This window comes from Paenibacillus taiwanensis DSM 18679, from assembly GCF_000425125.1.
GTDB lineage: Bacteria > Bacillota > Bacilli > Paenibacillales > Paenibacillaceae > Paenibacillus_B > Paenibacillus_B taiwanensis.
Genome location: NZ_AULE01000028.1, coordinates 151,778 through 177,726, shown reverse-complemented (window position 1 = coordinate 177,726; position 25,949 = coordinate 151,778). Strand labels below are relative to the sequence as shown.

Annotated in this window: 24 protein-coding genes; 6 read left to right on the top strand and 18 right to left on the bottom strand. The window is 44.2% G+C overall.

The window, feature by feature from the left end:
* Positions 1-211: 211 nt before the first annotated feature.
* From H509_RS0107250 to H509_RS0107235, 4 genes are all read left to right on the top strand, one after another.
* Positions 212-958, top strand: a complete 747-nt coding sequence (locus H509_RS0107250) for a class I SAM-dependent methyltransferase (protein ID WP_211234312.1) — start codon at positions 212-214, stop codon at positions 956-958.
* 28 nt (positions 959-986) lie between these two features.
* On the top strand, positions 987-1,916 hold the full coding sequence (locus tag H509_RS0107245) for a hypothetical protein (RefSeq protein ID WP_028544496.1): 930 nt from the start codon (positions 987-989) through the stop codon (positions 1,914-1,916).
* Between the two features lie 233 nt (positions 1,917-2,149).
* Positions 2,150-2,392, top strand: a complete 243-nt coding sequence (locus tag H509_RS0107240; protein WP_028544495.1) for an NHLP leader peptide family RiPP precursor — start codon at positions 2,150-2,152, stop codon at positions 2,390-2,392.
* A 150-nt stretch (positions 2,393-2,542) separates the two neighbouring features.
* The gene (locus tag H509_RS0107235) at positions 2,543-2,797 is read left to right on the top strand and encodes an NHLP leader peptide family RiPP precursor (protein WP_028544494.1); all 255 of its coding nucleotides are present in this window, start codon (positions 2,543-2,545) and stop codon (positions 2,795-2,797) included.
* A 57-nt stretch (positions 2,798-2,854) separates the two neighbouring features.
* On the opposite strand, the gene H509_RS24565 is transcribed toward H509_RS0107235, so the two are convergent.
* The 3 genes from H509_RS24565 to H509_RS0107220 all read right to left on the bottom strand — a co-directional run bounded on the left by H509_RS24565 (position 2,855) and on the right by H509_RS0107220 (position 8,285).
* Positions 2,855-4,759, bottom strand: a complete 1,905-nt coding sequence (locus H509_RS24565; protein ID WP_036696560.1) for a sensor histidine kinase — start codon at positions 4,757-4,759, stop codon at positions 2,855-2,857.
* 188 nt (positions 4,760-4,947) lie between these two features.
* Positions 4,948-6,885, bottom strand: a complete 1,938-nt coding sequence (locus H509_RS24560) for a sensor histidine kinase (protein ID WP_051286869.1) — start codon at positions 6,883-6,885, stop codon at positions 4,948-4,950.
* 197 nt (positions 6,886-7,082) lie between these two features.
* On the bottom strand, positions 7,083-8,285 hold the full coding sequence (locus H509_RS0107220) for a hypothetical protein (protein WP_028544493.1): 1,203 nt from the start codon (positions 8,283-8,285) through the stop codon (positions 7,083-7,085).
* A gap of 290 nt (positions 8,286-8,575) precedes the next feature.
* On the opposite strand from H509_RS0107220, the gene rluF reads away from it, so the two are divergent.
* Positions 8,576-9,298: a 23S rRNA pseudouridine(2604) synthase RluF gene (gene rluF / locus H509_RS24555; RefSeq protein WP_051286868.1), complete on the top strand. Its 723-nt coding sequence runs from the start codon at positions 8,576-8,578 to the stop codon at positions 9,296-9,298.
* An 83-nt stretch (positions 9,299-9,381) separates the two neighbouring features.
* Here rluF and fabF read toward each other — a convergent pair whose 3' ends face one another.
* A complete protein-coding gene (gene fabF / locus H509_RS0107205) occupies positions 9,382-10,620 on the bottom strand; it encodes a beta-ketoacyl-ACP synthase II (RefSeq protein ID WP_028544492.1) in 1,239 nt (412 codons plus the stop codon).
* A 213-nt stretch (positions 10,621-10,833) separates the two neighbouring features.
* On the opposite strand from fabF, the gene H509_RS0107200 reads away from it, so the two are divergent.
* A complete protein-coding gene (locus H509_RS0107200; protein WP_028544491.1) occupies positions 10,834-11,697 on the top strand; it encodes a helix-turn-helix transcriptional regulator in 864 nt (287 codons plus the stop codon).
* Positions 11,698-12,126: 429 nt separating this feature from the next.
* Here H509_RS0107200 and H509_RS0107195 read toward each other — a convergent pair whose 3' ends face one another.
* From H509_RS0107195 to H509_RS0107130, 14 genes are all read right to left on the bottom strand, one after another.
* The gene (locus H509_RS0107195; RefSeq protein WP_028544490.1) at positions 12,127-13,233 is read right to left on the bottom strand and encodes a toxic anion resistance protein; all 1,107 of its coding nucleotides are present in this window, start codon (positions 13,231-13,233) and stop codon (positions 12,127-12,129) included.
* A 21-nt stretch (positions 13,234-13,254) separates the two neighbouring features.
* Positions 13,255-13,980: a hypothetical protein gene (locus tag H509_RS0107190; RefSeq protein ID WP_028544489.1), complete on the bottom strand. Its 726-nt coding sequence runs from the start codon at positions 13,978-13,980 to the stop codon at positions 13,255-13,257.
* A 119-nt stretch (positions 13,981-14,099) separates the two neighbouring features.
* Positions 14,100-15,128 (bottom strand): ATP-grasp domain-containing protein, encoded by a 1,029-nt coding sequence (locus H509_RS0107185; protein ID WP_028544488.1) that lies wholly within the window; start codon positions 15,126-15,128, stop codon positions 14,100-14,102.
* A gap of 12 nt (positions 15,129-15,140) precedes the next feature.
* On the bottom strand, positions 15,141-15,989 hold the full coding sequence (locus tag H509_RS24550) for an HAD family hydrolase (protein WP_051286867.1): 849 nt from the start codon (positions 15,987-15,989) through the stop codon (positions 15,141-15,143).
* A 3-nt stretch (positions 15,990-15,992) separates the two neighbouring features.
* Positions 15,993-17,132 (bottom strand): cysteine protease StiP family protein, encoded by a 1,140-nt coding sequence (locus H509_RS0107175; protein ID WP_028544487.1) that lies wholly within the window; start codon positions 17,130-17,132, stop codon positions 15,993-15,995.
* A 20-nt stretch (positions 17,133-17,152) separates the two neighbouring features.
* Positions 17,153-18,544: a phosphoribosyltransferase family protein gene (locus tag H509_RS0107170; protein ID WP_028544486.1), complete on the bottom strand. Its 1,392-nt coding sequence runs from the start codon at positions 18,542-18,544 to the stop codon at positions 17,153-17,155.
* Positions 18,480-19,688: an HpcH/HpaI aldolase/citrate lyase family protein gene (locus tag H509_RS0107165; RefSeq protein ID WP_028544485.1), complete on the bottom strand. Its 1,209-nt coding sequence runs from the start codon at positions 19,686-19,688 to the stop codon at positions 18,480-18,482. Before H509_RS0107165 ends, H509_RS0107170 begins: the two co-directional genes overlap by 65 nt.
* A gap of 102 nt (positions 19,689-19,790) precedes the next feature.
* Positions 19,791-20,585 carry a TerC family protein gene (locus H509_RS0107160; RefSeq protein WP_028544484.1) on the bottom strand — a complete coding sequence of 265 codons (795 nt, stop codon included), beginning with the start codon at positions 20,583-20,585 and terminating at the stop codon, positions 19,791-19,793.
* 38 nt (positions 20,586-20,623) lie between these two features.
* Positions 20,624-21,919 (bottom strand): TerD family protein, encoded by a 1,296-nt coding sequence (locus H509_RS0107155; protein ID WP_028544483.1) that lies wholly within the window; start codon positions 21,917-21,919, stop codon positions 20,624-20,626.
* A gap of 35 nt (positions 21,920-21,954) precedes the next feature.
* Positions 21,955-22,536, bottom strand: a complete 582-nt coding sequence (locus H509_RS0107150) for a TerD family protein (protein WP_028544482.1) — start codon at positions 22,534-22,536, stop codon at positions 21,955-21,957.
* Between the two features lie 33 nt (positions 22,537-22,569).
* Entirely contained in the window at positions 22,570-23,148 is a 579-nt protein-coding gene (locus H509_RS0107145; protein WP_028544481.1) for a TerD family protein, read from the bottom strand.
* Between the two features lie 87 nt (positions 23,149-23,235).
* Positions 23,236-23,817: a TerD family protein gene (locus tag H509_RS0107140; RefSeq protein WP_028544480.1), complete on the bottom strand. Its 582-nt coding sequence runs from the start codon at positions 23,815-23,817 to the stop codon at positions 23,236-23,238.
* Positions 23,818-23,840: 23 nt separating this feature from the next.
* Complete coding sequence (locus H509_RS0107135; protein ID WP_157277510.1) at positions 23,841-24,446, bottom strand: TerD family protein; 606 nt, start codon at positions 24,444-24,446, stop codon at positions 23,841-23,843.
* Between the two features lie 432 nt (positions 24,447-24,878).
* Complete coding sequence (locus H509_RS0107130) at positions 24,879-25,793, bottom strand: TIGR01777 family oxidoreductase (RefSeq protein WP_028544478.1); 915 nt, start codon at positions 25,791-25,793, stop codon at positions 24,879-24,881.
* Positions 25,794-25,949: the final 156 nt, after the last annotated feature.

The window sequence follows — 25,949 nt, the reverse complement described above, 5'->3', positions numbered from 1 at the left end:
GAATTTTGTATGCCGCACCCTGCTCCGCAAACGTCTACTTGAGAATACCGGACACAGCAAGTCGCTTATAACCATAAAATACGAAGTCTCCGCCGTACGAAAGTGCGGCTGGGACTTATTGCTGTTTTTCGACACCTTCCTTATACTTAACGAGGTAGATATAACATCATCGGAGGATATCATGGACCGGAGCACTATATTATTCGACAAAATGTTAACATTCACCTCATCCGCATTTTTTGAGCTTGAGTCATCAGTCCTATTAGATCAGGTCTGCTCCTCTGCTCGACATGTACTGGATGTAGGCTGTGGTAACGGAGATTACCTATCCCGCTATATCAACCATTTCCCTCAATCACGCGCTATTGGGCTGGATTTGAACGCTTCTATTATTCAACAAGCAAAAGATAAACATGGAGATGAGATCGCTTTTTATAATTGTAGCTATGAAAATTTGCCTGCCAGCGATCCATTTGATACGATTTTGGCCCGCTTAGTTATTGACCACATCCCAGATCGGACTCCTTTCTGGAACTGGCTGCAACAACGTGCAGCCATGAACGGTTCCGTTATCATTATCGATATAGATGGCTATGGTATTTCAGATTGTGCCAAACTCCCGCTGTTCACTAGCATGTACAAGGAATTACGAGATCGGATTCGTCGACCGTCTTTTCTGCCGTTTCACGATGCATTACGGTTGGAAATGGAGACATTTGGCTTAAAGCATGTGTCTACAACCAAGTACCAGCTAGTAATCCATTCGAAAGAGTTGCAAGTACAATTTTATCATTACCTAAGATCAGTAACTGAGCTCATGACTATTCAACCATCACACGAAAGTGCTCCTTGTCAACATAATCGCAGCGCCATATACGAGGAACTGGAAAATTGGCTAGACGAAGAGAATAATACGATGGAAATAGGTATGTTTTGTCTACATGCAAAACGAATTTAACTGCATCTAATGAAATGGGGTACTATACGTGCACTGGTTCGAAAAATATAAACCTGAATTAGAGTTGATTTTCGCTCAAGCCAAAATATACATACAGCAATACCCTCCTGCTCTAAAGGAACACGGCTTACATTATATAGAAGCTTACAATCCGCTGAATGAATCCAGCACAAAAAACTATATTTGCTACCTGCTTCCTTATTGGACACAAGACGCAACCGGGATTAGTACCGAGCAATGCCGCCAATTGTCTCTAGCCGAGGTGTTTATTATGTTATACCTGTTCCTTCAGGATGATGTAATGGACACTCGTCCTGTTCAAATTAAGGAACCACTTGCGCTTAGTGGCTTATTTTATAGCACTGCCTTATCTTTATACCGACAACTGTTTCCTTCTGCATCGCCTTTTTGGAATGCATTTGATCAATATACGGCAGAATGGGCGGAAGGAGTTACACAAGAAGGCTATGCGAATTACTTTTTAACTGATCCCTTCCGCATTACACTAAAGGCAGCACCTGTCAAATTGGCATCAAGTGGTGCCGTTTACTTAAGTAAACGTGCGGGTATTCTGGACACACTTTCTAATGCAGTAGACGTTACTTTAATTGCTTTGCAAATGGTAGATGATTATTTCGATTGGAAAGAAGATATGATTGAGGGAAATTACAACGGATTGCTGGCATGGATTAGATGGAAATTACAGTTGGACCCCACGCTAGCGTTGTCTGAAGAAATGGTAAAGCAAGCTATTTACACACTAGGCCATCTCGACAGCTATGCTCAATTTGCATCTCAAATTCAACAGACTACCAACATCGCACCTGAAATGCATCTTTTCCAGCAGTATCTCATACAAATATTACTTCATGAAGCTGATCATATTCGCAAGCAGAAAGAAGCGTTACTAGAGGGTGGATTCTCACATTTTTTGTTTTGTCAAAATAGGAAGGTATAAATAAGATTTTCTCGACATGCTAATATATTTATATTATTGTTGAAAGGATTAGTTACTGTCAGGTAGAAAAGTATATGCGAGATTGCATTTAATCACTAACTGTTATTTGAGAAGGGCTGTTCGACATGTGGACAATACCACTGTTGAACAGCCCTTCATTATGTCAAATACTAATCACAGTCCTATTAACAGGCTGCTTAAAACACATTATTAAGCTGAAAGGGATGGATAACATGACTGGGGACATTATACTTAAACAACACATCATTCAAAAGGCGTGGGATGATCCTCTCTTCAGATCAAAATTATTAACAAATGCCAAACTAGCCATTCAAGAAGCTTTTGGCATCGTCTTACCTGATCATATTCAAATGACTGTTCTCGAAGAGTCTGATAGGCATCATTTTGTTATTTTGCCCCCACCCCCTTCAGATCTGAGTCAAGAAGGCATTGCTCGTGAAAATGGGACATGGTAAGACAATATAGAAGAAGTCACAACAAAATTTGTAGGAAAATAAGACTTATACTGTCGAATAATAGGAAAAAAGAAATAGCACCTATTCATCTCGCATGATACACTAGACTTATACATACGTACATTATTAATCTGGAAGGATGATTTTTCTGTGTCCGCTGATCAGCAGCTAAAGAATGAAATTATTCAAAAAGCGTGGAATGATTCTGAGTTCAAAGCACAACTCATTGAGAACCCCAAAAAAGCAATTCAGGAAGCTTTTGGCATCGTCATTCCTGAACATATTCAACTCGATGTTGAAGTTGAGACTCCTTCACGGTTTGTACTTGTTATCCCCCCCAATCCCGCGGATTCGCGAATAAGTGACACAGAGTCACTATTACCTCAAGCCGGAGGAATATGGTAATTACTTATCCCCAACTATAAATACAGGAGAAGCTGACACTCAGCTTCTCCTGTTCTGCTAAATAGGCAATGGCGGGTTAGTTAATTCCCCGTAGGGGAACTCCACCATAACTTCTGTACCAACACCTTTTTTACTAGTAAATTTAATTTTTCCCTGCATAACTTCAATAATTCGGAAAGTAACCATAAGCCCAAGTCCTGTCCCCTTACTTTTGTTCGAATAGTAAGGTTCCCCTAAACGAGCCAGTTCTTTTTCCGTCATACCGCATCCATCATCTTTAATATTGACGATGACTTTGTTTCCTTTCTTGTATGCAGAAATAACAACTAGGCCCTTTACGGTTATGGACTCGATACTATTTTTAACCATATTAATAAATGCTTGCTTAAACTTAGAAGAATTGCCATAGATGAACACATCATCTTCAATATGAAGTTGAAGCTGTCCGCCCTGCATATTGGCAAGCGGTACAAGAATACTTTCAATATGTCTAAGTTCAGCTCCCAAATCAAGTAAAATGACTTCATGCAGTTCTGGTTTGGCAAATGTCAAAAAGTCCGTAATAATATTTGCCGCACGATCCAACTCAATCAGCGCCATATCCAAATATTCTTTCTCCTTGGGGCCTGAACGATGATTTAATAGCTGCATAAATCCTCTCGTTACTTGTAATGGATTACGCACTTCATGTGCAACTGAAGCTGCTAGTTCGCTAATGATCTCCATCTTCTCAGAGTGCTGAAGCTCATTGTTATACATTTCAAGCTCTTTGGAATAACGAATAACCCGTTCATGATTAATCGCAATTCTTCGACCTAACATAATGATAAGGATAAATACGAACCCTAATATCCCCCACTTCCAGTAAATAAGATCGTACTGACCTTCTTTGAGGATAAACCAAATAAGTTCTCCTATTAAAGGTAAACTGAAAATAGCGTATCCAATAATAAACATAATAGCATCAAAATTCTTTTTGATTGAATAAACTATGGAGAAGACTAAGAGAAGCACTAGCTGTGTTACTAATAACACCCCGTAAACATCCAAACTAAATATATACCAGCTAAAATACTTGCTGCTCACAAATACGCTAAGCAACTGGCTGGCTACAAACAATACCGAGTAGATTATTAAAAAATGGCGGTATCGGCGGATAATTAAAAACGGGCCTGGTCCAACTAACTTTTCAAAGTATAAGCTGAGAGCAAGCATAAGAGCGATCAGAGCAATTGAAAAACCAATATTTGTAATCGTACCTAAGTCTGGGAACACCATTAAGAAGAAATCACTGTACCCGACTATAAGAACACCAAATGAAAGCACGATCACCGCTAATGTTATCCAGGATGAGAAGTAGGCATTTCTTAATAAAACCGACGAGAATAACATCACAAATGCCATTAATATCAACGAACTAGCTAATAGAATATCCGTCAATCCCTCACTTACATAAATGGAAAACAGATCAGGATAACTTCCAAGAACCATGCCACTTTGTATGCCCATTCGTGCATCCGGTGTCTTAATCTGAATGTAAAGTGACTGTGCCTCTGTATGATACGGAATTGGAACTAATAAACGATACTGATCCATAGCATAGGTTCGAGTGGAATGATAAACTTCTCTTCCCTCTGCCGTCATAATTTTAACCTCATACCCATACAACTTATCGATTTTAAGACCAGGTTGCCCCCAGTCATTTCCAGGGAGATCAATCCGATACCACGCCGAATGGACACCAGCAGGAATATCAGGCAATCCTTGCTCTATATTAATATTCTGCCATGAATGATTGCCCTGTAATAGTTCCTCCCACTCTTTATTTTCCCAGAGTACTTTCCAGGTATTTATCCTGATTTCTTCGGATTGCGGCGCCGCGATCGATTTAAAAGGCACTACGATCCCCAATAAAATCAATAATATAAAGACAAGTACAGCGCTTTTTTGAAATAATCTCATTATGATATGCACCTCGGCAAACTTATAGGACTCAAAATTTCTTCATACTTCTTCATAATTCGTAACTATTCGACAATCGGACTCGATTACCTCCTTAATCATTATATATACAAATGATCATGTTTTCATATTGTAAATAGAAGTCATTACAACATATACTAAATCCCCTCTCGTTGAGTCAGGTGTATTCACTGCTTTAAGGGTATGGGCGGTGTGTTACTATTACTATGCGAAAATTCTACAATTACCTCGGTACCAAGACCTTTTTTACTATTAAATTGAATGTTGCCATTCATCACTTCAATAATACGGAAGGTAACCATTAATCCAAGACCAGTCCCTTTAGCCTTACTTGTAAAATAGGGTTCACCTAATCGGGCCAGTTCTTGCTCTGTCATTCCACAACCATTATCTTTAATATGGACAAACACTTTGTTACCTTTTTTGTAAGTGCAAATGTGAACTTTACCCGCTTCCGTTAATGATTCCACACTGTTTTTTACCATATTAATAAAGGCTTGCTTAAATTTCGATGAATTGCCGTAAATATAAATATCGTCAGATATTTCCAGTGTAATCTGAGCACCTTGCATATTGGCAAGCGGCAAGAGAACCGCTACAATATGGCCTAGTTCTTCGCCTACATTTAGCAGTACCACTTCATGTAATTGCGGCTTAGCAAACGACAGGAAGTCGGTAATTATACCTGCAGCCCGATCGAGTTCGATGACCGCCATACTTATATACTCTTTCTCCTTGTCCCCAGAACGCTGGTTCAGAAGTTGGATAAAACCTCTCGTAACTTGCAGCGGATTACGAACCTCATGCGCAATGGAAGCCGCCAACTCACTTATAATACCCATCTTATCAGATTGCTGTAGTTCATTATTATACATCTCAAGCTCCTGAGAGTAACGAATAACCCGTTCATGATTTTGGGCAATACGTCTAGCTAAAATAAGCAGGAGCATAATGACAAAACCTAAAATTCCCCATTTCCAAAAAACAAAATCATATTTTCCTTGCTTAACTGCAAACCAGACTAACTCGCCTCCAAAAGTTATACTAAACAGTCCCAAGCCTATAGCAAATAACATCGCTTCTTTGTTTCTTTTAATTGTAAAAATAATTGTAAATACAAATAGCAGCAACAACTGGACCACCATAAGCAGACTATAAATTTGGAATTTAAACAAAAAATATAAGTCGTAGTACTTTTCATTTTGGAATACCGTGAAAAAGAGAAGTAAAATAATCGTAAGAATAGTGTAGCCTATCAAAAACTTCCGGTATCTAGGGATGATTAAGAAGGGGCCAGGGCCAACCATTTTCTCGAAATACATACTCAATGCAGGCATTAGGGTGAATAAGGTAAAGTCAAATACATACGAATAAATTTCCCCATATTCGGAATAAAACTTGTTAGTAAAATCAGAATATAGCACAATTAAAATTCCAAAACAAAATAATATTACAGATAATATTAACCAATTCGTAAAGTACACATTACGAACTAGCCACGCGCATATGAGCATAATTAACGCCGCAATAATCATAAATGCGCCTAATGCAATATCTCCAACGCCACCACGTGCAATTTCAGGAAGCAAGGACTGATATTCACCTAATATTAAAGCTTCTTGTATACCAATTCTTTCTCCCGGGGCACGGACATGCAAGTATACCTCCTGCTCCTGATCAGCAATAGGTATAGGAAGTAGTACTTGATAGGAGTCTAATTCATAATTTCGTACGGAATTGTATAGACTACGACCATCCTCCGAATAAACTTGCAAATCAAATCCGTATACCTTCTGCATCAGTATCCCAGACTGTCCCCACGATAGCTTGGGAACAGAAATACGATACCAAGCATATTCTATTCCTGCTGGTTTTTGGGGAATATCTTGTGATATATCTACACTCTTCCAGTCTTGATGCTGATGTGCAATTTGACTCCATTCCTGTGGCTCCTTTTCCCACAACATCTCCCACTTGCTAAGTGTAATCCTCTCATCATTAGGTGCTGCAATTGCCGCACCACAACTTAATACGATACAAAGGACTAGAAATACGGTCATAAAAAATATTCGTTTTAGTCTAAAAAAACTGATCTCAATCGACATCGCATTAACCTCGTCCTAATTCAAATTAGCATGCATTCGTTTTAGTTCGACAAAATACGATGTACTCCTTTTTGAAATATAAAACTTATTGAAGTCAACACATATTAAACTCATTTCTTTTTCACAGCAAGTAAGAGGGAGCTCACTTCACTCCCTCTTACTTGTTCAGTCGAAAATGATTCATGATTCGATATGGTCTATCGAAGCATCTGATTATTTCCGTTAGCTAATCTTCTCCCCATCATTACAATGAGAATAAGTACAAAACCAAGAATTCCCCATTTCCAATATATAAGATCATATTGTCCTTTTGATGCAATAAACCACATCAACTCGCCAGCCAAAGGCACACTAAAAATGGCATACCCCAAGGTAAACAAGATCGCATCACTATTTTTTCTTACACAATATACAATCGAAATTATGAGCAGCAAGGCAAGTTGAATGACTAGAAATACACCATAAATATTCAAACTAAATATATACAAACTAACAAAATCGTTACTTACAAGATCGCCGCTTAACTGATAAGCACAAAACAGTACAGAGTAAACTATTAAAACATATCTATACCAGCGAATAATACCCCAAGGTCCTGCTCCTACCAATTTCTCAAAGTAAAGACTTAAAGTTAGCATAATAGTAATGAGGGCGATGCCAAAGGCCGTATCAAGCGCCGTCTGATAACCGGGTAAAAGCATCGTAATAGATTCACTATACCCGAGTATAAGTACGCCAAAGGAAATAATAAGTATGGCTAAAGTCAGCATGGAAGAAAAATGATTTCTTTTTAAAAAAAGCGAGCAAATGATCATGATGATGGCCACTGAAATGAAGAAGCTGATCAATAGTAAATCTGTCAGGCCTCCCCAGATATGCTGCGGAAATAGTGACTGATAGTCTCCAAAAACCATCGCACTTTGAATGCCTATTCGATCACTGGGCGTCTTAATATGAATGTAGAGTGACTGGGCACCTTCCTGAAAAGGTACAGGTAGCAATAGTCGATACTGGTCCAATCCATACGTCCGCATAGAATGGTACAGCGTCCTTCCTTCAGAAGAGACAACCTCCACATCATATCCATGCAGCTTATTGATGTTTAAGCCAGGCTGTCCCCAGGACACTTTAGGAAGGTCAATACGATACCAAGCTGAATGGATGCCTTCAGGAATGGGCGGCAGTCCTTGTTCAAAATTGATCGTCTGCCACTGGTGATTGCCCGTTGCTACTTCCTCCCATTCTTTTGCATTTGTTTCCCACAATACTTCCCACTTCGTAATAGTAATCTGCTCTGACGGTATAGCCGCACTGGCCGCACTTGTTTGAAATGGAGTAAATATGCACGCTAGTATAAACAACAACATCCCAAGAATAGAACATTTACGTAACCCTTTCATTTTAAAATGCACCTCCAAGGAACTAAGTTCATCATTTTATTGGAGAACATATACTTATTAATTGCTTTTTTCCACATATGTCTACCTCTCTTTGCTGAAAATATGTTCATTTACAAATATTCTGCACACATTGTAAATTTCCTCCTTTAATTGAGAAAATTCACTTCATCTTTACACTTTTTTGTCAAATTGTGCAAGTCACTTCTCCCCTCACCATTCCATTATTTTTATGCATATGTAGTATAATAGTAAGGCGATGTACTTTGATCTGATACGAGAAAGGAATCCATATGAGAATTAATAAATTCATTAGTGAAACTGGCGTCTGCTCCAGACGTGAAGCAGATAAATGGATTGAGGCAGGACGTGTGACGATTAACGGTCAGCGTGCCGAACTAGGCAGCACAGTGGAAGCAGGTGATGATGTTCGTGTAAACGGCAAGTCAATTGGCGAGAAGAAACGTCATGTTTATATCGCACTAAACAAGCCTGTCGGTATTACCTGTACATCTGAGCCTCACATTCGAGGCAATATTGTTGATTTCGTAAATCACAAAGAGCGTATTTTCCCGATCGGACGACTGGATAAAGACTCAGAGGGGCTCATTTTACTTACCAATGATGGGGATATCGTTAACAAGATTCTTCGTGCGGAACATAACCATGATAAAGAATATATTGTGACCGTGAATAGGCCCATAACGTCTGAGTTCGTCCAAGGGATGTCAAAAGGGGTCCGCATTCTCGGAACGACTACTAAGCCTTGCCATGTCACCAAGATCGGGGAACAGGTATTTAAAATTGTGCTTACGCAAGGACTTAATCGCCAGATCCGTCGTATGTGCCAAGCGTTTGGTTATACCGTCGTCAAGCTGCGCCGTATTCGAATTATGAACATCGAAATCGGCACTTTAAAAAAGGGCCAGTGGCGTGATCTGAGCGAAAAGGAGCTTACAGAATTGATGAGGCTGACCAATCATGTCAGCCGTGATCACAAAGAAGGAAGGACCTAATCAGGCCCTTCCTTCTTACTCCTCATTAGGCCGCTCCTACTTCCACAGCTTGTACTCTGATATTCACCTGTAGTTGACCACTATTACTGATTATACTTTTTCAACACAATAACCGCATTATGACCGCCGAATCCAAAGGAATTGGACATACCTACTGTTAATGTCGCCTGGCGAGCTGTATGTGGAACATAATCAAGGTCACAATTAACATCCTGCTGATCTAGGTTGATCGTTGGCAGCACGATCCCTTCTTGCAGCATTTTTACCAACGCAACCGCTTCCGCTCCGCCTGATGCACCAAGCATATGACCTAGCATCGACTTGTTTGATGTTACTGGAACTTTACCTGCGTGCTCACCAAGTAATCGCTTGATTGCCATCGTCTCCACACGATCGCCTAGCTCTGTGCTAGTGGCATGTGCACTTATAACATCCACCTGTTCAGGCTGAAGACCGGCTTCCTGCAGCGCCAGCTTCATCGCCTGGTACGCACCACGTCCTTCTGGGTGTGTCGCTACCATATGGTACGCATCAGAGCTTGCTCCATAACCAATCACTTCCGCATAAATACGTGCGTCTCGGCGCAGTGCATGTTCGAGTGATTCCAACACTAGCACTCCGGCCCCCTCCGCCATTACAAAGCCATCACGTGCCTGATCGAACGGTCGGCTTGCACGAGTCGGCTCGTCATTACGAGTGGACAGCGCGGTCGCATTGCTGAAGCTAGCGAGCGACAGCTCCGTAATCGCTGCCTCTGCGCCGCCAGCCAACACCACATCCGCTCCTCCGTAGCGAATAAGTCGGAAAGCTTCGCCGATTCCGGTGTTACCAATCGAGCATGCCGTCACCGGGGACAGTGTTGGTCCCCATGTCCCCAATCGTATGCTGATCTGGGCTGCTGCACTATTGGCAATCATCATCGGCACTAGCAGCGGACTTACCCGCTCTGGACCGCGATTGCGCAGCACCGTTTCCTGTTCCACCATCGATTGAATGCCGCCTATGCCAGAGCCGACATACACCCCAACACGCTCAGGATCGACTTTGTCTCGATCCAATCCGGCATCTGCGTATGCTTCCTCAGCCGCAGCTACCGCAAATTGAGCAAAGCGGTCCATCCGTCTTGCTTCCTTGCGGCCAAAGCGACCATCGGCATCAAATTCGCGTACAACACCTGCAATCTTCACTTTATGGTGGCTGGTGTCAAATGCATCTATGCTTGAAATGCCCGATTGTCCTTCCACTAAACGGTTCCAAAATGTATCCACATCATGTCCTACAGGGGAGATAACACCCATTCCTGTAACTACAACTCTATTCATGAAGATTCCCTCCTGCTTTCCTAATCATGGAATTATCTTCACACAGTCGTTATCATATTACAAGTTGTTGTTTATCCTAGTATAATAACTACTAGAATAAATTTGACGCCTATAATTACCCGATGTCCCTCGAAATGTCTTCGGATAATTATACATTTACAGGGAGTACACACGGAATATAACTTAACCTTTAACCATCCGGAGGGATGTCCGATGACGCAATCTAACTCTAACCATCCGACCAAGCTACAAGTATTATCCGAATTTTTGAAAACACAACGTGCCAAAATTATGCCTCAAGCCGTAGGTCTACCTTCGGGTACGCGCAGGCGAACGCCAGGTCTTCGACGTGAGGAAGTTGCTCAGCTCGCCGGTGTCAGCACCACCTGGTATACATGGCTTGAGCAGGGGCGAGACATTCATGTATCTTCTTCCGTGCTTGATAGTATCGCTTCTGCTTTACAGCTTACGGTTGACGAACGCAAATATTTATACGCATTAGCAACGGAAAGCGGTAGTGGAACCTACGTCATACACGAGGAGCAGCCACGAATCAGCCCGTCGCTTCAGCGTATCCTTAGTGAATTAAAACATTGTCCCACCATCATCTCAGATAGAAAATGCGATATTGTAGGCTGGAATGAGGCTGCTGCACATGTCTTTCTCGACTTTAATCTAATTCCACACGAGGATCGTAACATGATCCGGCTGCTCTTTACGCGTAAGGAGTTCCAGTCGCTTGCTGTTAATTGGGAGCACTTCGTGAAGGGCTTCCTGTCCATTTTCCGTGCCTATTATGGTCAACACGTTGAAGATCAATGGTATGAGTCGTTTTTGGAGGAAATGAGGGAAGTACATCCCGAATTTCAACAACTCTGGAACCAGAGCCAAGTCAGCTCTGCGCCTGAGGTCGTCATAGAATTCCGACATGCGAAAGCAGGTAAAATGCTATTCCATTTAACCTCGTTGCAAGTTCATGGGGATACGGATCTACGGGTGAGCATTTACACACCCGCACCAGAATCTTCGACGGAATACAAACTTCAGAAGCTGATGGGCAAAGAAATCCCCCTTTAAGCAACGACAAGTCATATCCCACACCGTTGATAGCACTTATACGGCTTACAACATCCTGGAGAATACTGCATGTTACTCGCTGTATGTCAAGAAGCCGATCTTGACGTTATATGTAACGCAGGATCGGCTTCTTTCAATTATTATCATTTAAAAAAGGGCTGGGTCGGCTTTAGGTTTACTGCGGTAGATGTGATATTATGGACTTTGTCTTCTCAATGCTTGCGATAACGATTAGAAATCCCAGCAATAGAACTGCGCAAATAACCCCCATCACATATCAGCTCCTCCACGTTCATAGTCGTACATCTATATGAATGAGAGGCTACGAATATGAACAGGCAAGGCTACTCGCTTTCCCTTAAATCACGTCACATTAATCGTTTACACGACAAACGGAACCTTGATATGACGGAGCGTTCCAATGCTTGCTTAGTCCAGGAAACTGGACGCTTTGACTTCTGCATGCAGCCCGCTTCTCGTTTCCGAGCCTGGCTTGCCGACTGTTAATCCTAGCCGTTCAGACAACTTATGGTTAGATTCTGACATACGTGCCGTATGCTCAGTCGCAGTTTGAATGATGGTACGGTTAGACTGCTCGTAAGCATCCATCGCCGCAAATAAATCGGACATGGCACGATTGATCGAATCCAGTTCTAGTCCTGGCTTGCCAAGCAAGTCATTTGTCTTCTCCGTCGTTTCCTTTAACAATTTCGAATTTTCCTCAAACATATTTTGCAGTGTCTTATTTGCGGTATTAACAGCATCGATCGTATCCAACTGGTCCTGCAGCGCCATCGCAATCATGGCAGAAACCGTCACAAGATGCTGCGTCTTATCAATAGTCGCGTTGACTGAATCAATCAGCTTGTCGTTGTTATCATTAATAATGTCTGTGCCCGCTATCGCCTGCTGGTACAGCATCACCATTTCCGTAAACGACTGGATTCGTGTAACCACCTTACGAAGTCCTTTTTCGAGCAAAACTTTACGACTCTCATTTTCTGGCTTGGCAATTTCTTGTTCGAATAATTCTTGCAGCTTCTTCCCCATCGCAATTCGTGTCTGCAAGTGATACACTTCCTCCAAGGAGGACCGCTTTAAGCTTTTCATATACACAATATTTTCTTGCAGCGTATCACGCCCATTTCGCAAATTTGAAACGATAGCGTTGACGTTAGTTCGAACAGATTGGTATTTATAAATATAATTTTTGATTGGTGTTTTGCGTAATATTTTGTCCAGCAAACTTAGCTGTTTGCTCTTGCTTAATGAATCAATCTCAGAGCGCAGCTTTAAAATATGGTTGCTTACTTCCGCACGTTTACCAGATGCCAGTTCATTGACAGGACGTTCAAGCATTGCAAGCGATTGTCCCGCCTTCTCCATCGTTTTTTGCCCCATCATGCCGATGTCGTCCATAAGCATTTCCAATTCCATCGGATTGGTGTTTGATACTTTGTTAATAAATTGCGCAGCCTCCTGCTCCACCTTGAGCATATCTTCTTGCTTTAGCACAGTCGTTTGCGTTGTAGCCATCTGCTCGCCTCCTTCATTCATTTAGTCCTTCGTTCGGTAGCGCTGCTGGATCAGTTCGACCTTGGCTTGCAGCTCAACCAGATCTTTATGTTCAATAGATTCCACATAAAATGACAACTTGGAATTAATATCTTTTACACCCGTTAAGAGCAATCTTCGATTTTGACGTTTGGCCTCTCCGCTCAACTTTAAAAAGGGATTAATAGCACCGTTTAAATCGCGGAATACGAGCCGTTGAATATTGTGATTCATATTCCCATCGTTCATTTCTTTGAGCTGCGGGATAAGCCGCGTAATACGTGTAAGCAGCGTTAATGTCTTCTCTACAATCTCATTATCAAGCGCATTTTTCTGGCCTTCGGAAATTACCATCTCTTCGATCACACCGATATATTCATACACAGAGGCCCATACAGGATCTTCCTCTTGCACCGCAGCAGTCTGCGAATTCGGTGTGCTATTTGAAGATGTAATAAGTGCTGTATGCTCTGGAGACGACGGCTGTGTTGATTGTCCTTGCCCTGTATGAACGTTCGACGACAAAGACTGGACGTTAACCGCCCCTTGATCAGGCAAAGTCTGTGCCGTCGCCTGCCTGTGCCGTCCATGTCCTGCTGCTATCGCCACAAATATAATAGCAGCGGGTATAAGCATGCTGACGTATAACGGCAGCCAGATCTGGGTCACTAGTGCTGCTGCATAACCTGCAACAGCTAGACCTACTGCCCATTTATATTTACGATTCATCCCTCTACACCTCCATATGATCCCGGATGAACAGGATACTCCCCCCTGTTATTCCAAGTAAATATTTGGTATCAGGATTCATTCTAAGGGTGGTTTTTAGGCTTGTCAATGAAGCCCATTCAGTACCCGCTACGGCTCTTTAAGACGATGGGTTGTTCAATATAACTGATTTGAAGATCAAACTTTGGCTTTGGCACATCAAAAGGCTGTCCTTGAATCTCCTTTACAGCCAAATACGGAATGTTAATACCTGACAAGCAGGATATGTACAAGCCCCCCGACATACGCGGGTTTATTTCCAGCAGCTTCGGAATTCCCTTGTTGTACTTCACCTGAATATTAAACACATATGGAATCCGATAACGCGCAGCTACACGTTCAGCAATGTCCAGCAGCGCTGGGACTTTTTCAAGCTCATATACCCGACCGGTCGACTTTCTGCGCGGTATGGCAGTCAAAAGTTCTCCTTCTGCTGAAGACAAGCAGTCAATGCTGTACTCATCTCCTTCCAGCAATTCCATCACCATAATGTCGTCAAACCAGTCTTTGCTTGCAAATGCTTGATACGCATCTTCAAACGAGGTTTTGAGTGTCACCCAACCATACATTTCCTCTAATCGGTTGCTGCGTTCTGCAATGATACGAAATCCCATTCCACCTTCAGAGCTTGTTGGCTTAAAACACACTTTATTCCCCTCAGATGTTAGCTCTTCATATGCTTGCTTGAACTGTGCAGCCGTATTTACGACCCGATAGGCAGGCAATGTAACGATATCTGTATGCTGAAGCGCTTCGTAAAACAAGTGCTTGTTCATTAACTGGTGGAGCAGTGTCAAGTCCTTGCATACCATCACCTTAGTCCCAATGGCCTCAAAACGCTCAATCTGCTCGGCAATGTCATACATGTGCAGTCGGGGAATAAAAATATCAATGCTATGCTGCTTACAAAAATCGAGACAGAACTGCACGTATTCCGCACCCTTGACTGTAGGTTCCACAAAGGCATAATCGCAAGCTTGCAAATGCATATGATTCGGGTCAGGATGAGTCCCATAAAATACAAACGGCTGCTGGTCCGGGTTACTGCGAATCATATGAATATAATGATAAGCTACGGAAAACCAACGATTAAACCAAATTTTTGTCATGTCACATCTTCCTCACTGTATCCCTAATGGGGTTGTATCTGCATCGTTAGTTATGGAGTTCCTTATGGAGGCGAACCATGACTGTACACGAACTAACAGTTCCTCTGACGCCGCCAAGCCGGACTGGTCGGTAAACGTAAATGAAGAGGGATCTGCTGCCCCATAATGTCTGAACAATTCACCATGCCTCGGTGCAATAGCAAAGTGTGCAGCCTGTAGCAAGCTCTCATCTAGCAAGGAATCACCTGCCGCAGCCAAGTGGGAGCAACCCAACAGTTGTGCGACGTGAGACAAAGCCCGCCCCTTGCATATGCCATCAGGAACCAAATAAAGCTTCCTCCCCTGAATGGACATTTTCCACCCCAGACTATTAAGCAGCACGCGGAAAGACTCCAACTCCGTCAACGGCAGCTTATCTCGATGAATACGTATCGCATAGAACAACTCGTCGGCAAATGCCGTATCGACAACCCATTCTGGATGGGCCAGCTCATCAAACCGCGCTTTCACCTCAGCTGCTTCGCTACAGTCGCGCAGCGTCAAACGAATCTGCTGCGCCCAATCCTCATCAGGCTTGCCGTCCACGAGCAACTGACCGCCATTACTCGTGATTGCATATTTAGGTCTACATAGATCAGCCAAGTAAAAGATGCGGCGATATTGTTCAACTGTCCGCGTGGTGACGGGTACAAACTCCACCTCATTTGTTAACTTCCTTAACCTTTCGATTGAGGTATGTGACATGTAAGAGATGATGCGACCCTCATATCGCTCAACAGGCACAAGCTCATCAAGACGTACCTGTCCCATTGAACGATGGGAAAAAATCAAGGTCTGATCCAGATCACTTGCAAATAACATTCGTTACGCATCCTCCTTCATTGACTTTATAAGCCCGCAGCAGGAATACGATAATCCTTTGTATACTTCAACAGGTACATTTCGCTGCTCGGCTAGCAAGAGGATATGCTTTAAGCTCGGATTGTCGAGGCGATCCACAATAATCTTCCAAGGCACACGACGAAGCAGCACCCTTGTCGTCTCTCCAACACCAGGCTTAATCAGATTTACATTATGAATGCCAAAACGATCTTGAATGCCGACTACATCCTCAAGTCCCCGCCAAGTTGCACGATGCTCCCGTGGATGCGCATAGGCATATGCTGCTTTTACCTTTGCCTCAGCAGCTATTCGAGCGAAGCAGCCGGATACGGTGTCCACGAATAAGTTGGACAAGTCCTCTTGCTGCCATTCGCGATAAAATTTAGCGCCGTGATAATCGTCTGCGCCGATCAGGTCTGCCCGATGCACGGTTCGGCTGATCAGACCGGATACAGTAGAATTCAAACAAGCGCTCGGAATCAAATAATCTTCCCTTGTCCCGTAGGTGTCCGAGCAGCGGCCAGGATCGGCTAATACAGCCAAATCGTCATCTACTTGTACGCCATACTTGCTGAACATATGGTCACTGGCCTGCATGAGTACAGTTCTGATCGCCCCCTTGCCTGTCCAGCCGTCAACAAATTGAATTTGCCGATCTGGATGCTGTTGCAGCATATAACAAACAGCATTCTCGTCGATCCCTTTGCCTCGAATAATGGAAATGCTGTAATGCGGCGCTTCAAGCTGACATATTTCGCGCCAGTACCGCTTGATCAATATTCCTACAGGCGTTCCCGCTCTTGCTAATGAGGCAAGCACGACGTTATCCCCGCGCTTCAGCCGGATCAACTCTGCTACAATCCCTACAGCTAATGCCACCCGCTCAGCATTATCTGTCAACGCTTGATGAAACAGTTGGATATAAGCGTCAGACGGTCTATACTCCAGTGGCAGCATTTCCGAATAATGAACGCCAGCTTGGATCGCTTCCTCCCGATCTTCCGTTCCTTGTTCCATCATTAGACCGCTCAGATCCTTCAGCACAAATCGTACATCTTCCGCGCGGTAGCTGCCCATATGCGGCGGCTCCGGTAAACGCCTGGACATGAGATTGGTTAGCATCCGATCATCCCCTCATTCATTCATTGATTACCATACACGAAATGTATAACCGGAATACCCGTTAGACGACAGGCATGAACAAATGATGCTTCCTGCTCGTCTCCTATTGCCCGTTCTATAAAAACAAACAACTCATCATACGTATCTGCAGGCACGTTATAGAAATAGTTAAGCGTTCCCACGCAATCCATTGCATCAAATGAGAACGCATTCTGGATTCCGTACCCTTGCTGACGGTGCGGGTATATGGGGCTGCGTGTACTGGATTGATAGGACACACCTTCCCCCATCTCGCTAGCTAGTCGCATCGGGATGTACATAAATTCACCCGTTCCCATACATAACGTCCTATTCCCCGTCCGCAGCGAACCGATGTACTGCCCCGCACAAACTAACTGTTCCTCTAATCCCCGTTGCCGCAGAGTATCCAAACCAAATCTGCCCGTATCCCTCATATAGCACTCTGTATGCAGCGGCCGCTCCGCAATTATCGTCTGGTCATGAACAGGCGTAAAATATTGACCTATGTAGTGGCGGCTTATGGGAATGTCATGATACCCAAGCGATACATCAAGCTTAGGTCGCTCCAGTTCAATCGGGCCGCCGCTTACTCGAATTTGCCCTTGCAGCAGTGACAAACATTCAATTGTAATTCCAAGCTCTCTCTCCAGCTGCACAAATTTCGTCTTGTCCGAAGCTGATCTCCAATCCAACAGACTAGCGATCACGTAGTGGCTTCGTGGGTGCTTGCTATGCAGATCACGAATAATATTTAATGACGTGTTGCCTGTTGTGATCTCATCGTCTACGAGCACCACACGTTCCGTTCCATCAAAAAAAGTGGCCTGCCTCGCATAACAGCGATGCGCTGTCGCATGAGAGTGCTCCTCTTCGAATTCCAAAACGGGTGTCATACCAGCAACTACTTCTCTAGTTGTATGCAAAAATCGAGTCTGCCCGTTAAAAAAACTGTACATGCTGTGCCCCAGCGCTGTTGCCGTTTCCGCAAATGCAATAAACAGCAAGGGCTCTTCTGCTTCAAGGGGACTCACCCGCAGCGCCTCATATATCCCCTTCGCTGTATCCGGCTCAACAAAAGCTTGAATCATAGCATCAAGCTCTGTTGCGGGCAACTTTTGCAATCTGTTATGAAGCAACAAGGCTAGTGCCGCCCCTCCCAACAAAGAGACATGCGGATGAACGGGAATGTGCTTGCCCAATATTTTGCTAACGAAGAGAAAGCTTCGCTTTTTATTGATTCGTGCTGCCATCTCAAACAGCACCTCAAGCGGAAGCCCAAACGGATTGTCCGTCACTTCGATCTCTACCTTCAAATCCCCAAGTATGTTAAATGAATGCTTGCTCGTATTCATTTTTCCCGATAAGCAGCGCGGTAAAGTTTTGGTTTTCATGCAGCACCCCGTATATTTCGGAACGAATCATAATGCGGCGCGCCCAGTTCATGTGCGGCTTGATTTCGTTCATTTTGTTGGAATATTGGCTTTTCATTACACCGAGCAGTCCATTGTTGTTCGAAATAATATGAATTGCATCGACATACTCTTCGTGTGTAACCGCATAGAGCGCCTGAACCGGTCGAATGTGGGACGGATGAATAATCGTTTTGCCAATAATGCCATTTTCCTTATCCATAGCGACCTCGCGTATGAGTCCATCTACATAGACGTTAATATACTGCATACGCAGTCTACGTCCCATCCGACCAGCACTTTCTTCAAAAGGTGTTTGGCGAAGTTGCGGCTTCAGTACACGTTCACTCTTGAAGTACTCCCAGACAGGACCCGAAACGACATAGTTATCTTCCATCCGTCCAAACAAATTAATAATGTCCGTAATGCAATCTCGAATGACACCAATATCGTAGATCGTCATATCAGGACTCCGTCTTAGTCCAAATAAGCTGGAGAAATCGGTAGCTCCAATCCGTACATTTAAAATATAGGGCCTGTATTCGTCCAGCAGCTGCTTAATCTCGATCAGCGTCTGTCTTCTCGACTCACAATAAATGACAGCCGAAGACTCCAAAATGGGCATCGCGTACAGTAATGGCAAGTCAGGATTAGCCAAATGGTAATTCCGTAAAATGGACAAATAAGACCGCCCATTTTGTACCGAGAACTTAGGTAATACAAAGCCTGCAACCAGTTCGATCGTATCTTCGAGCATCGCGATCATTCGCGTCAGCTGCTCTGGCGTGCGAACACGAATAAACATTAGCGGCAACTGATCGCGGTTCATTACCCCGTGGTGCAGCAGCGTTGACAACCTTCTCAGATGATCCTTGATCGACTCCTCGGCTACTTGAAGGTGTTGATCCCCTACTGCATCTTCCAGATCAAGCACAACGGTAACCAAACCTTCGTACTTGCCTGTCAAAATATCCTCACTTATCGTTTGCCGGGTAGCCGGCATGTACAAAGCCGCGCCAAGAGCATGTGACAGCAGTTCTCTATCCGCCCTATTGTCAAATGGAACCGGCGCTTTATGAAAGATTAGCGTTTCTTCCTCTTCAGAGAGATTGCTGAAGTAACGCATGCAAATGACCTCCTCCGTATGCGGGGACTGATTGTTAGGTAAAAAATAATCCCCCTGATCTACGATTCAGAAGGGGGATTGTACTGCGAAGGAGAATGCACATTAAGCAGAAGTGGTGTGCTCTGTTTTTTTCTTGATGGCGCTGACGACCATCGTACCTACAAAAACTCCGATAATGACCGAGAAGAACAAGAGATGCGACACATGGATTCCGTATGCTGCGGCAATCATTTTGGCACCGATAATAATAATAAGAATAAATGCGGCCTTCTCCAGTTCCGGAAACTTCTCAATAAGTCGCAGAAACACTTGTGCTACGCCACGCATCATTAGTACGCCGAGAATACCGCCGAGGAACAGCACCCACACTTTCTCGCTCACGCCAAATGCAGCCAACACACTATCAATACTAAATGCGATATCCATAACTTCAACAGCTAGTACAGTACGCCAGAAGCCGTAACCTTTGTTCTCGACTTCCCCTGCCTCTTCTTCCGCTTTTTTGCCGATATAAGGAATTAACGGGATGCCGCCGACTTTAGCCAACTTAAATTGCAGACCGAACAGATGACTAAGCGCGATCCATAACAGGTATACACCACCGGCCACTTTTACCCAGGTGATCTTCACTAAAAACGTACCTACACCAATAGCGATGAAACGGAAGATGTAAGCCCCCAAAATTCCATAAAACAGCGCCTTCTTCTGCTGTTCTTTGGGCAGATGTTTAACCATAACGGCCAAGACCAGTGCATTATCTGCGGATAACAAACCTTCCAAAATAACAAGCGTGCCTATAATGCCCCAGTTAACAGGATCACTAAGTGTAGCTACAATGTTGGACCATTCAAAGAAGCTGGAGAAATTGCTAATAAAGCTGTTTATAAAATCAGACATATCGTATATTGGCTCCTTCTATAAAAGAGGTTGCTTTATTATTTAGAACCAGCTCTCCACTGCAATCCCCAGTCGTACGCATGGTCCATATCTCGATGGCCCGGGAAATACTCAACCAGCTTTTCAATACTGAATGTTTCATTGTTGACGTTCCGAATCATAGCAATCGCACACATGCCCTTACGATTCTCTGGCTGATCAAGTTTAATAATGATGTCTGGCCCTTCTGGCTGTTTAATCGTAACGACGCCATCTGCTTGCGCCCAGTTGGCTACCCCTTCATAAATAAAGGCATACACCAGAATTCGCTTAATCTTGGACAGATGCTGTCCGTTGATCCGCAAGTTCTCCCCCGTCTTGACCATACCTGTACGATCATCTCCGTCAAGAGCGACAAACGGTTCATACTGGAAAGAACCAAATGAATTGCCTAAAGCTTGCACCGTTGACTTTTCGCCGTCAGTTAACTCGTAAAGACAGCCTACGTCCAAATCGACACCCTTCGCCCCGAAAAATCCAGATGACTTCTTTCGGTTCCAGTTGAGATTAACGACGATCTCGCCATTCGATCCCTTTGTTTTCGTCAAATTAACGACTTCGCCACGCTTCTTGAGTTCAATCTTCGTCAAATTAACAGGCGTTGGCGCTGGTTGAACTGGTGGTGTCTGTACCAAAGGAACTGGAGGTACGGACTTCACCGACGCTTGCGTGTTCATATCGTTGCGTTGCTGCGAGGATACGTCTTCTGCTGCCGTGGCCTCCTCCTGCACGTCAATGCCGAAGCTCCCGCACAGTGCAGCAAGTCCGCCCGCGTAGCCTGCTCCTGTGCCATTAAACTTCCATTCCCCGTTATGACGGTACAGTTCACCGACAACGATAGCCGTTTCGACTGTAAAGATCTGTCCCAGATTAAAACGGATAAGCTCATTACCCGTTACCGGATGGAGAATACGAATGTACAGCTCTTGAATATCTGAAAACTGTTGTGACGCTTGCGCATCCGAATGAATCGTAAGTGTAAAGGCAATTCGCTCATACACAGCAGGTACCTGCTGTAATTGAATACTAATTTGCTCGTTATCCGTGATACCTGCATATGAACGCTTATCCGCTGCGGACTGAACGCAAACAGAGCCAGCACCGCCAGTTAAGTTCCCATAGAATACGAGGTCCTCATCCTTTGTAACCTTTGAATCCTTGCTTAATAGAAACGCAGACAAATCAATATCTACCTGCTTCGGGTTGACCCAGCCCATCCCTACCACAATCTGATCCAGACCCGGATTACCTTTTGTCAGATCTGCCTTCTGCCCTTTTATCAATGCTAATGACATCTGTCTCCGCCTCTCCGCTGCAAACGATTAGCCCGTTATTGGGCATCCAGCCCATAATTGCGGCATAATGCGGCAAGTCCGCCCGTGAAGCCAGACCCCACCGCTTGGAATTTCCATTCAGATCCATGACGGTACAGTTCACATATAACGACTGCCGTCTCGATGGAGAAATCCTCGCCCAAATCATAGCGCAGCACTTCTCTGCCGCTCAATTCATCCACTACACGTACGAATGCATTGGCTACCTGGCCAAAATTCTGACTTCTCGCCTGCGCCTCATAGATCGTAACCGTGATGCCAATACGCTGGACTTCCGCCGGAATTAAAGCGAAGTTAATCTTAATCTGTTCATCATCTCCATCGCCTTCTCCCGTGCGATTATCGCCTGTATGAAGCACGGAGCCGTTAGGTGTCTTCGTATTGCCGTAGAATACGAAACCTTCCACACCCTTAGCTTTGCCATCCTCATGCAACAGGAAAGCAGATGCATCCAGATCAAAATCAACGCCATTGCTGTACTTATTCGTATCCCAACCCAGACCGATGATGACTTTCTCCAATCCAGGATTCGTTTTGGTCAGATCAATTCGCTGTCCTTTAGACAAGCTGATTGTCATGTCATCACTCCTTATCACCTGTTCGTTAACGTCTTAGACAGTAACACCGTAGTCACGGCATAGACCGACCAATCCATCTTTGTAGCCGCTGCCCACGGCGCTGAACTTCCATTCGGCTCCATGTCGGTATAATTCTCCGACAACTACAGCCGTTTCAATGGAAAAATCCTCGCCCAGGTCATACCGAATAAGCTCCTCGCCTGTTTGCTCGTTAACTACCCGAACATAAGCGTTAGCGACTTGACCAAAGTTCTGGTTGCGGGCTTGTGCTTCATGGATCGTAATGCAGAACGCCACCTTCTCCACCGCAGTTGGAACGTCTGCCAGTTGGATATGAACGCTCTCGTCATCTCCAGATCCTTCTCCCGTACGGTTGTCGCCGGTGCTGCGAATGGAGCCGTTGGTGTTAACTGGGTTGTTGTAGAAAATAAAGTCAGCATCAGAGCTTACTTTGCCGGAAGCGTTCAAACAAAATGAACTCGCATCCAGATCAAAATCGTTGCCGCCATCGTACTTGTTTGTGTCCCATCCTAATCCGATAATTACTTTGGTTAATCCGGGGTTAGACTTCGTTAAGTCTACTTTCTGGCCTTTCGATAAATTTACAGGCATCTACTCCAGCACCCTTCTCCATGTATTAGAAGGAGCCGCCTGTTGTTCGGACGGCTCTCAACATTGCATAGCACGTAATGACCGCTATTAGCCTACGTCAAGGCCAAAATCTCGGCATAGGCCTGCAAGTCCGTCACGATAACCGCTGCCTACAGCGCTGAATTTCCATTCTCCACTATGACGATACAGTTCAGCCACAACGATAGCTGTCTCAACAGAAAAGTCCTCGCCCAGATCATAGCGGATCAATTCTTCGCCAGACTGCTCGTTTACGATCCGCACAAATGCGTTGGACACTTGTCCAAAGTTCTGACTGCGCGTATCCGCCTCGTGAATGGTGATACAAAATGACACCTTGTCAACCTCAGCTGGGATATTGGCCAGATCAACTTTGATCTGCTCATCGTCTCCCTCGCCTTCACCAGTACGGTTATCACCCGTATGTACGACCGATTGATTGCTGTTCTGTGTATTGCCGTAAAATACAAAATCCTTCTCCGAAGCTACTTTACCGCCATTATTCAACAGGAACACAGTTGCATCCAAGTCAAAATCTTTACCGCCATCATACTTGTTTGTATCCCATCCAAGTCCGACTACAACTTTAGTTAATCCAGGGTTTCCTTTTGTCAAATCAATTTTCTGGCCCTTCTGCAAACTAATCGCCATGTCGTATCCCTCGCTTCGTTGTTTTAGGTATATCGCGTTGCCAATACATTAATATGAGCAGCATGTGCGCCTTCGCCTAGTGCATTAAACTTCCATTCGCCATCATGGCGATAGATTTCACCAACTAGCAGCGCTGTCATTCCCACATAACTATCCGTCAAATTAAATCGAATAAGTTCTTGATTGTTGCTTGGGTTGACTACACGAATAAACGCAGAGCGGATCATCCCAAAATCTTGACGACGTGCCTCACAGTCGTAAATGTTGACACACATGAGAATCTTTTCTACGTCTGCAGGCACTTGAGACAAGTCGATCTGAATCTGCTCATCGTCACCGTCACCATCGCCTGTCAGGTTATCGCCAGAATGCTGAACAGAACCACAAGGACTGTTCAGGTTGTAGAAACATACGAGATTGCCTTCCTTCGCAAGCTTCCCATTCGCATTTAGCAGGAGGGCAGAAGCGTCACAATCGACGTTCAGGACTTGTTTCTTCTTTATTCCAAACAATCCTTTCTGCTCAACTTCGGCTGGATCCCACCCAAGACCTACAACGATGCGGGACAAACCTGCGTTACCTTTCGTCAGGTCAACTTTCTGACCTTTAACTAATGAAATCGCCAAAATATTTCACCTCCCATAATAGAATTATGATCCACCTTCATCTCGCTAGCATTCTACAATTCTAGTAAGGATTCGACGGATTATTTTGTGATATTTTTCTAGTTTTAATACGAGGCAACCTTAATTATAGTTTCATGTTTTTGCCACGTAAAGAAAATTAATACTTTGTAAACATATAAAATCAAAATATGACAAAATACGACTAATAGCGATCATTTTTATAACATGTTTCTACAAAATAAGCAGAAGTCTACCTAAAGAGACGCGCATGAAAACACCCCTCATGCGCACACAAAAGGACCTCAAATCCACTTCACGTGGAGGCGAGGTCCTTCCTTCTACTTCTATTTTTTGCTTACTCAAAAACTATCAAAATCACAATTGGATTTGTGGAACTAACCGTTGCTATTTGCTAGATTGCACCTTTTTATATAACTATGGAGCTATAATTTGCTTTAACGCTTCATCCAGCTTGGTGTACTGGAACGTGAAGCCTTCACGAAGCAAACGTTTCGGCACACAATTGCGCCCAGATAACGCAAGCTCGGGGTCAGCCCGCATGATCAGATAAGCGCCAAGCCGCACAAAAGGTGTTGGAGCTGGCGGTTGCCATCCTTTGCCCATAACTTTACGCAGCGTCTTCATAAATTCACGGTTCGATACCGGCTGAACACCTGTAGCGTTATATATGCCCTCTGTTTGCTCTGCCTCAAGCACATAACGAAACATCGCGTTCAGGTCATGGAGATGCAGCCAGCTTATGTACTGCCGGCCTGAACCAATCGTACCGCCAAGACCAAAGCGCGCTAGCCGCATCAACGGTGCTAGCGCCCCACCTCCTGAGCCTAAAGCGAAGCCGATCCGCAACATAACTTTGCGTACGTCTGGGATATCTTGCTGAAAGAACGCCTTCTCCCACTGCTGACATACCTCAACTGAAAACCCATTTCCGTGTGCAGCGTCTTCATCACATTCCCGTTCTGTGTTGCCAAAAATCGCAAGTGATCCTGCTTGCACAATCACTTTCGGCTTTACTTGCAGACCGCATACAGCCTCATCGATAACCCGTACAGCGTCCAACCGCGAGCGCATAATCTCATTACGGTTTGCTTTCGTATAAAGGCAGTTTACACTTTTCCCTGTAAAATTCACGACACCGTGTGCGCCTTCCAACTCGTGTTCCCAGCCAGATTGTGTCCTGCCATCCCATTTTACATAACGAATGCCGCCTCTAGTTCCCGCTTCTCCGCGCGTCAAAATGCAACAGGTGTAACCAAGCTCACTTAAATAGGTACCTAGTGCCTGACCCAAAAACCCACTTCCACCTGCAAGCACGATATTCGCTGCCATGTTATCCCCCCTTGGCGTGCACTCTGGTTTACGCCACTACTCCAGCAACAGCTGGGATTTAAATCAGCTTCCCAAGTTGCTTTTAAGAATAGGATAATATTGTTAAATATGAAAATCCACCTTTTTATTTGCCAAAGAGGGCTTCCAAAGCAGCCA

Bases quoted from the DNA above. Each gene is read 5' to 3' on its own strand.
- H509_RS0107250 (WP_211234312.1), top strand. From the start codon at position 212: ATGTTAACATTCACCTCATCCGCATTTTTTGAGCTTGAGTCATCAGTC.
- H509_RS0107240 (WP_028544495.1), top strand. From the start codon at position 2,150: ATGACTGGGGACATTATACTTAAACAACACATCATTCAAAAGGCGTGG.
- H509_RS24565 (WP_036696560.1), bottom strand. From the start codon at position 4,759: ATGAGATTATTTCAAAAAAGCGCTGTACTTGTCTTTATATTATTGATT.
- H509_RS24560 (WP_051286869.1), bottom strand. From the start codon at position 6,885: ATGTCGATTGAGATCAGTTTTTTTAGACTAAAACGAATATTTTTTATG.
- H509_RS0107220 (WP_028544493.1), bottom strand. From the start codon at position 8,285: ATGAAAGGGTTACGTAAATGTTCTATTCTTGGGATGTTGTTGTTTATA.
- rluF (WP_051286868.1), top strand. From the start codon at position 8,576: ATGAGAATTAATAAATTCATTAGTGAAACTGGCGTCTGCTCCAGACGT.
- fabF (WP_028544492.1), bottom strand. From the start codon at position 10,620: ATGAATAGAGTTGTAGTTACAGGAATGGGTGTTATCTCCCCTGTAGGA.
- H509_RS0107200 (WP_028544491.1), top strand. From the start codon at position 10,834: ATGACGCAATCTAACTCTAACCATCCGACCAAGCTACAAGTATTATCC.
- H509_RS0107195 (WP_028544490.1), bottom strand. From the start codon at position 13,233: ATGGCTACAACGCAAACGACTGTGCTAAAGCAAGAAGATATGCTCAAG.
- H509_RS0107190 (WP_028544489.1), bottom strand. From the start codon at position 13,980: ATGAATCGTAAATATAAATGGGCAGTAGGTCTAGCTGTTGCAGGTTAT.
- H509_RS0107185 (WP_028544488.1), bottom strand. From the start codon at position 15,128: ATGACAAAAATTTGGTTTAATCGTTGGTTTTCCGTAGCTTATCATTAT.
- H509_RS24550 (WP_051286867.1), bottom strand. From the start codon at position 15,989: ATGTTATTTGCAAGTGATCTGGATCAGACCTTGATTTTTTCCCATCGT.
- H509_RS0107175 (WP_028544487.1), bottom strand. From the start codon at position 17,132: ATGCTAACCAATCTCATGTCCAGGCGTTTACCGGAGCCGCCGCATATG.
- H509_RS0107170 (WP_028544486.1), bottom strand. From the start codon at position 18,544: ATGAAAACCAAAACTTTACCGCGCTGCTTATCGGGAAAAATGAATACG.
- H509_RS0107165 (WP_028544485.1), bottom strand. From the start codon at position 19,688: ATGCGTTACTTCAGCAATCTCTCTGAAGAGGAAGAAACGCTAATCTTT.
- H509_RS0107160 (WP_028544484.1), bottom strand. From the start codon at position 20,585: ATGTCTGATTTTATAAACAGCTTTATTAGCAATTTCTCCAGCTTCTTT.
- H509_RS0107155 (WP_028544483.1), bottom strand. From the start codon at position 21,919: ATGTCATTAGCATTGATAAAAGGGCAGAAGGCAGATCTGACAAAAGGT.
- H509_RS0107150 (WP_028544482.1), bottom strand. From the start codon at position 22,536: ATGACAATCAGCTTGTCTAAAGGACAGCGAATTGATCTGACCAAAACG.
- H509_RS0107145 (WP_028544481.1), bottom strand. From the start codon at position 23,148: ATGCCTGTAAATTTATCGAAAGGCCAGAAAGTAGACTTAACGAAGTCT.
- H509_RS0107140 (WP_028544480.1), bottom strand. From the start codon at position 23,817: ATGGCGATTAGTTTGCAGAAGGGCCAGAAAATTGATTTGACAAAAGGA.
- H509_RS0107130 (WP_028544478.1), bottom strand. From the start codon at position 25,793: ATGGCAGCGAATATCGTGCTTGCAGGTGGAAGTGGGTTTTTGGGTCAG.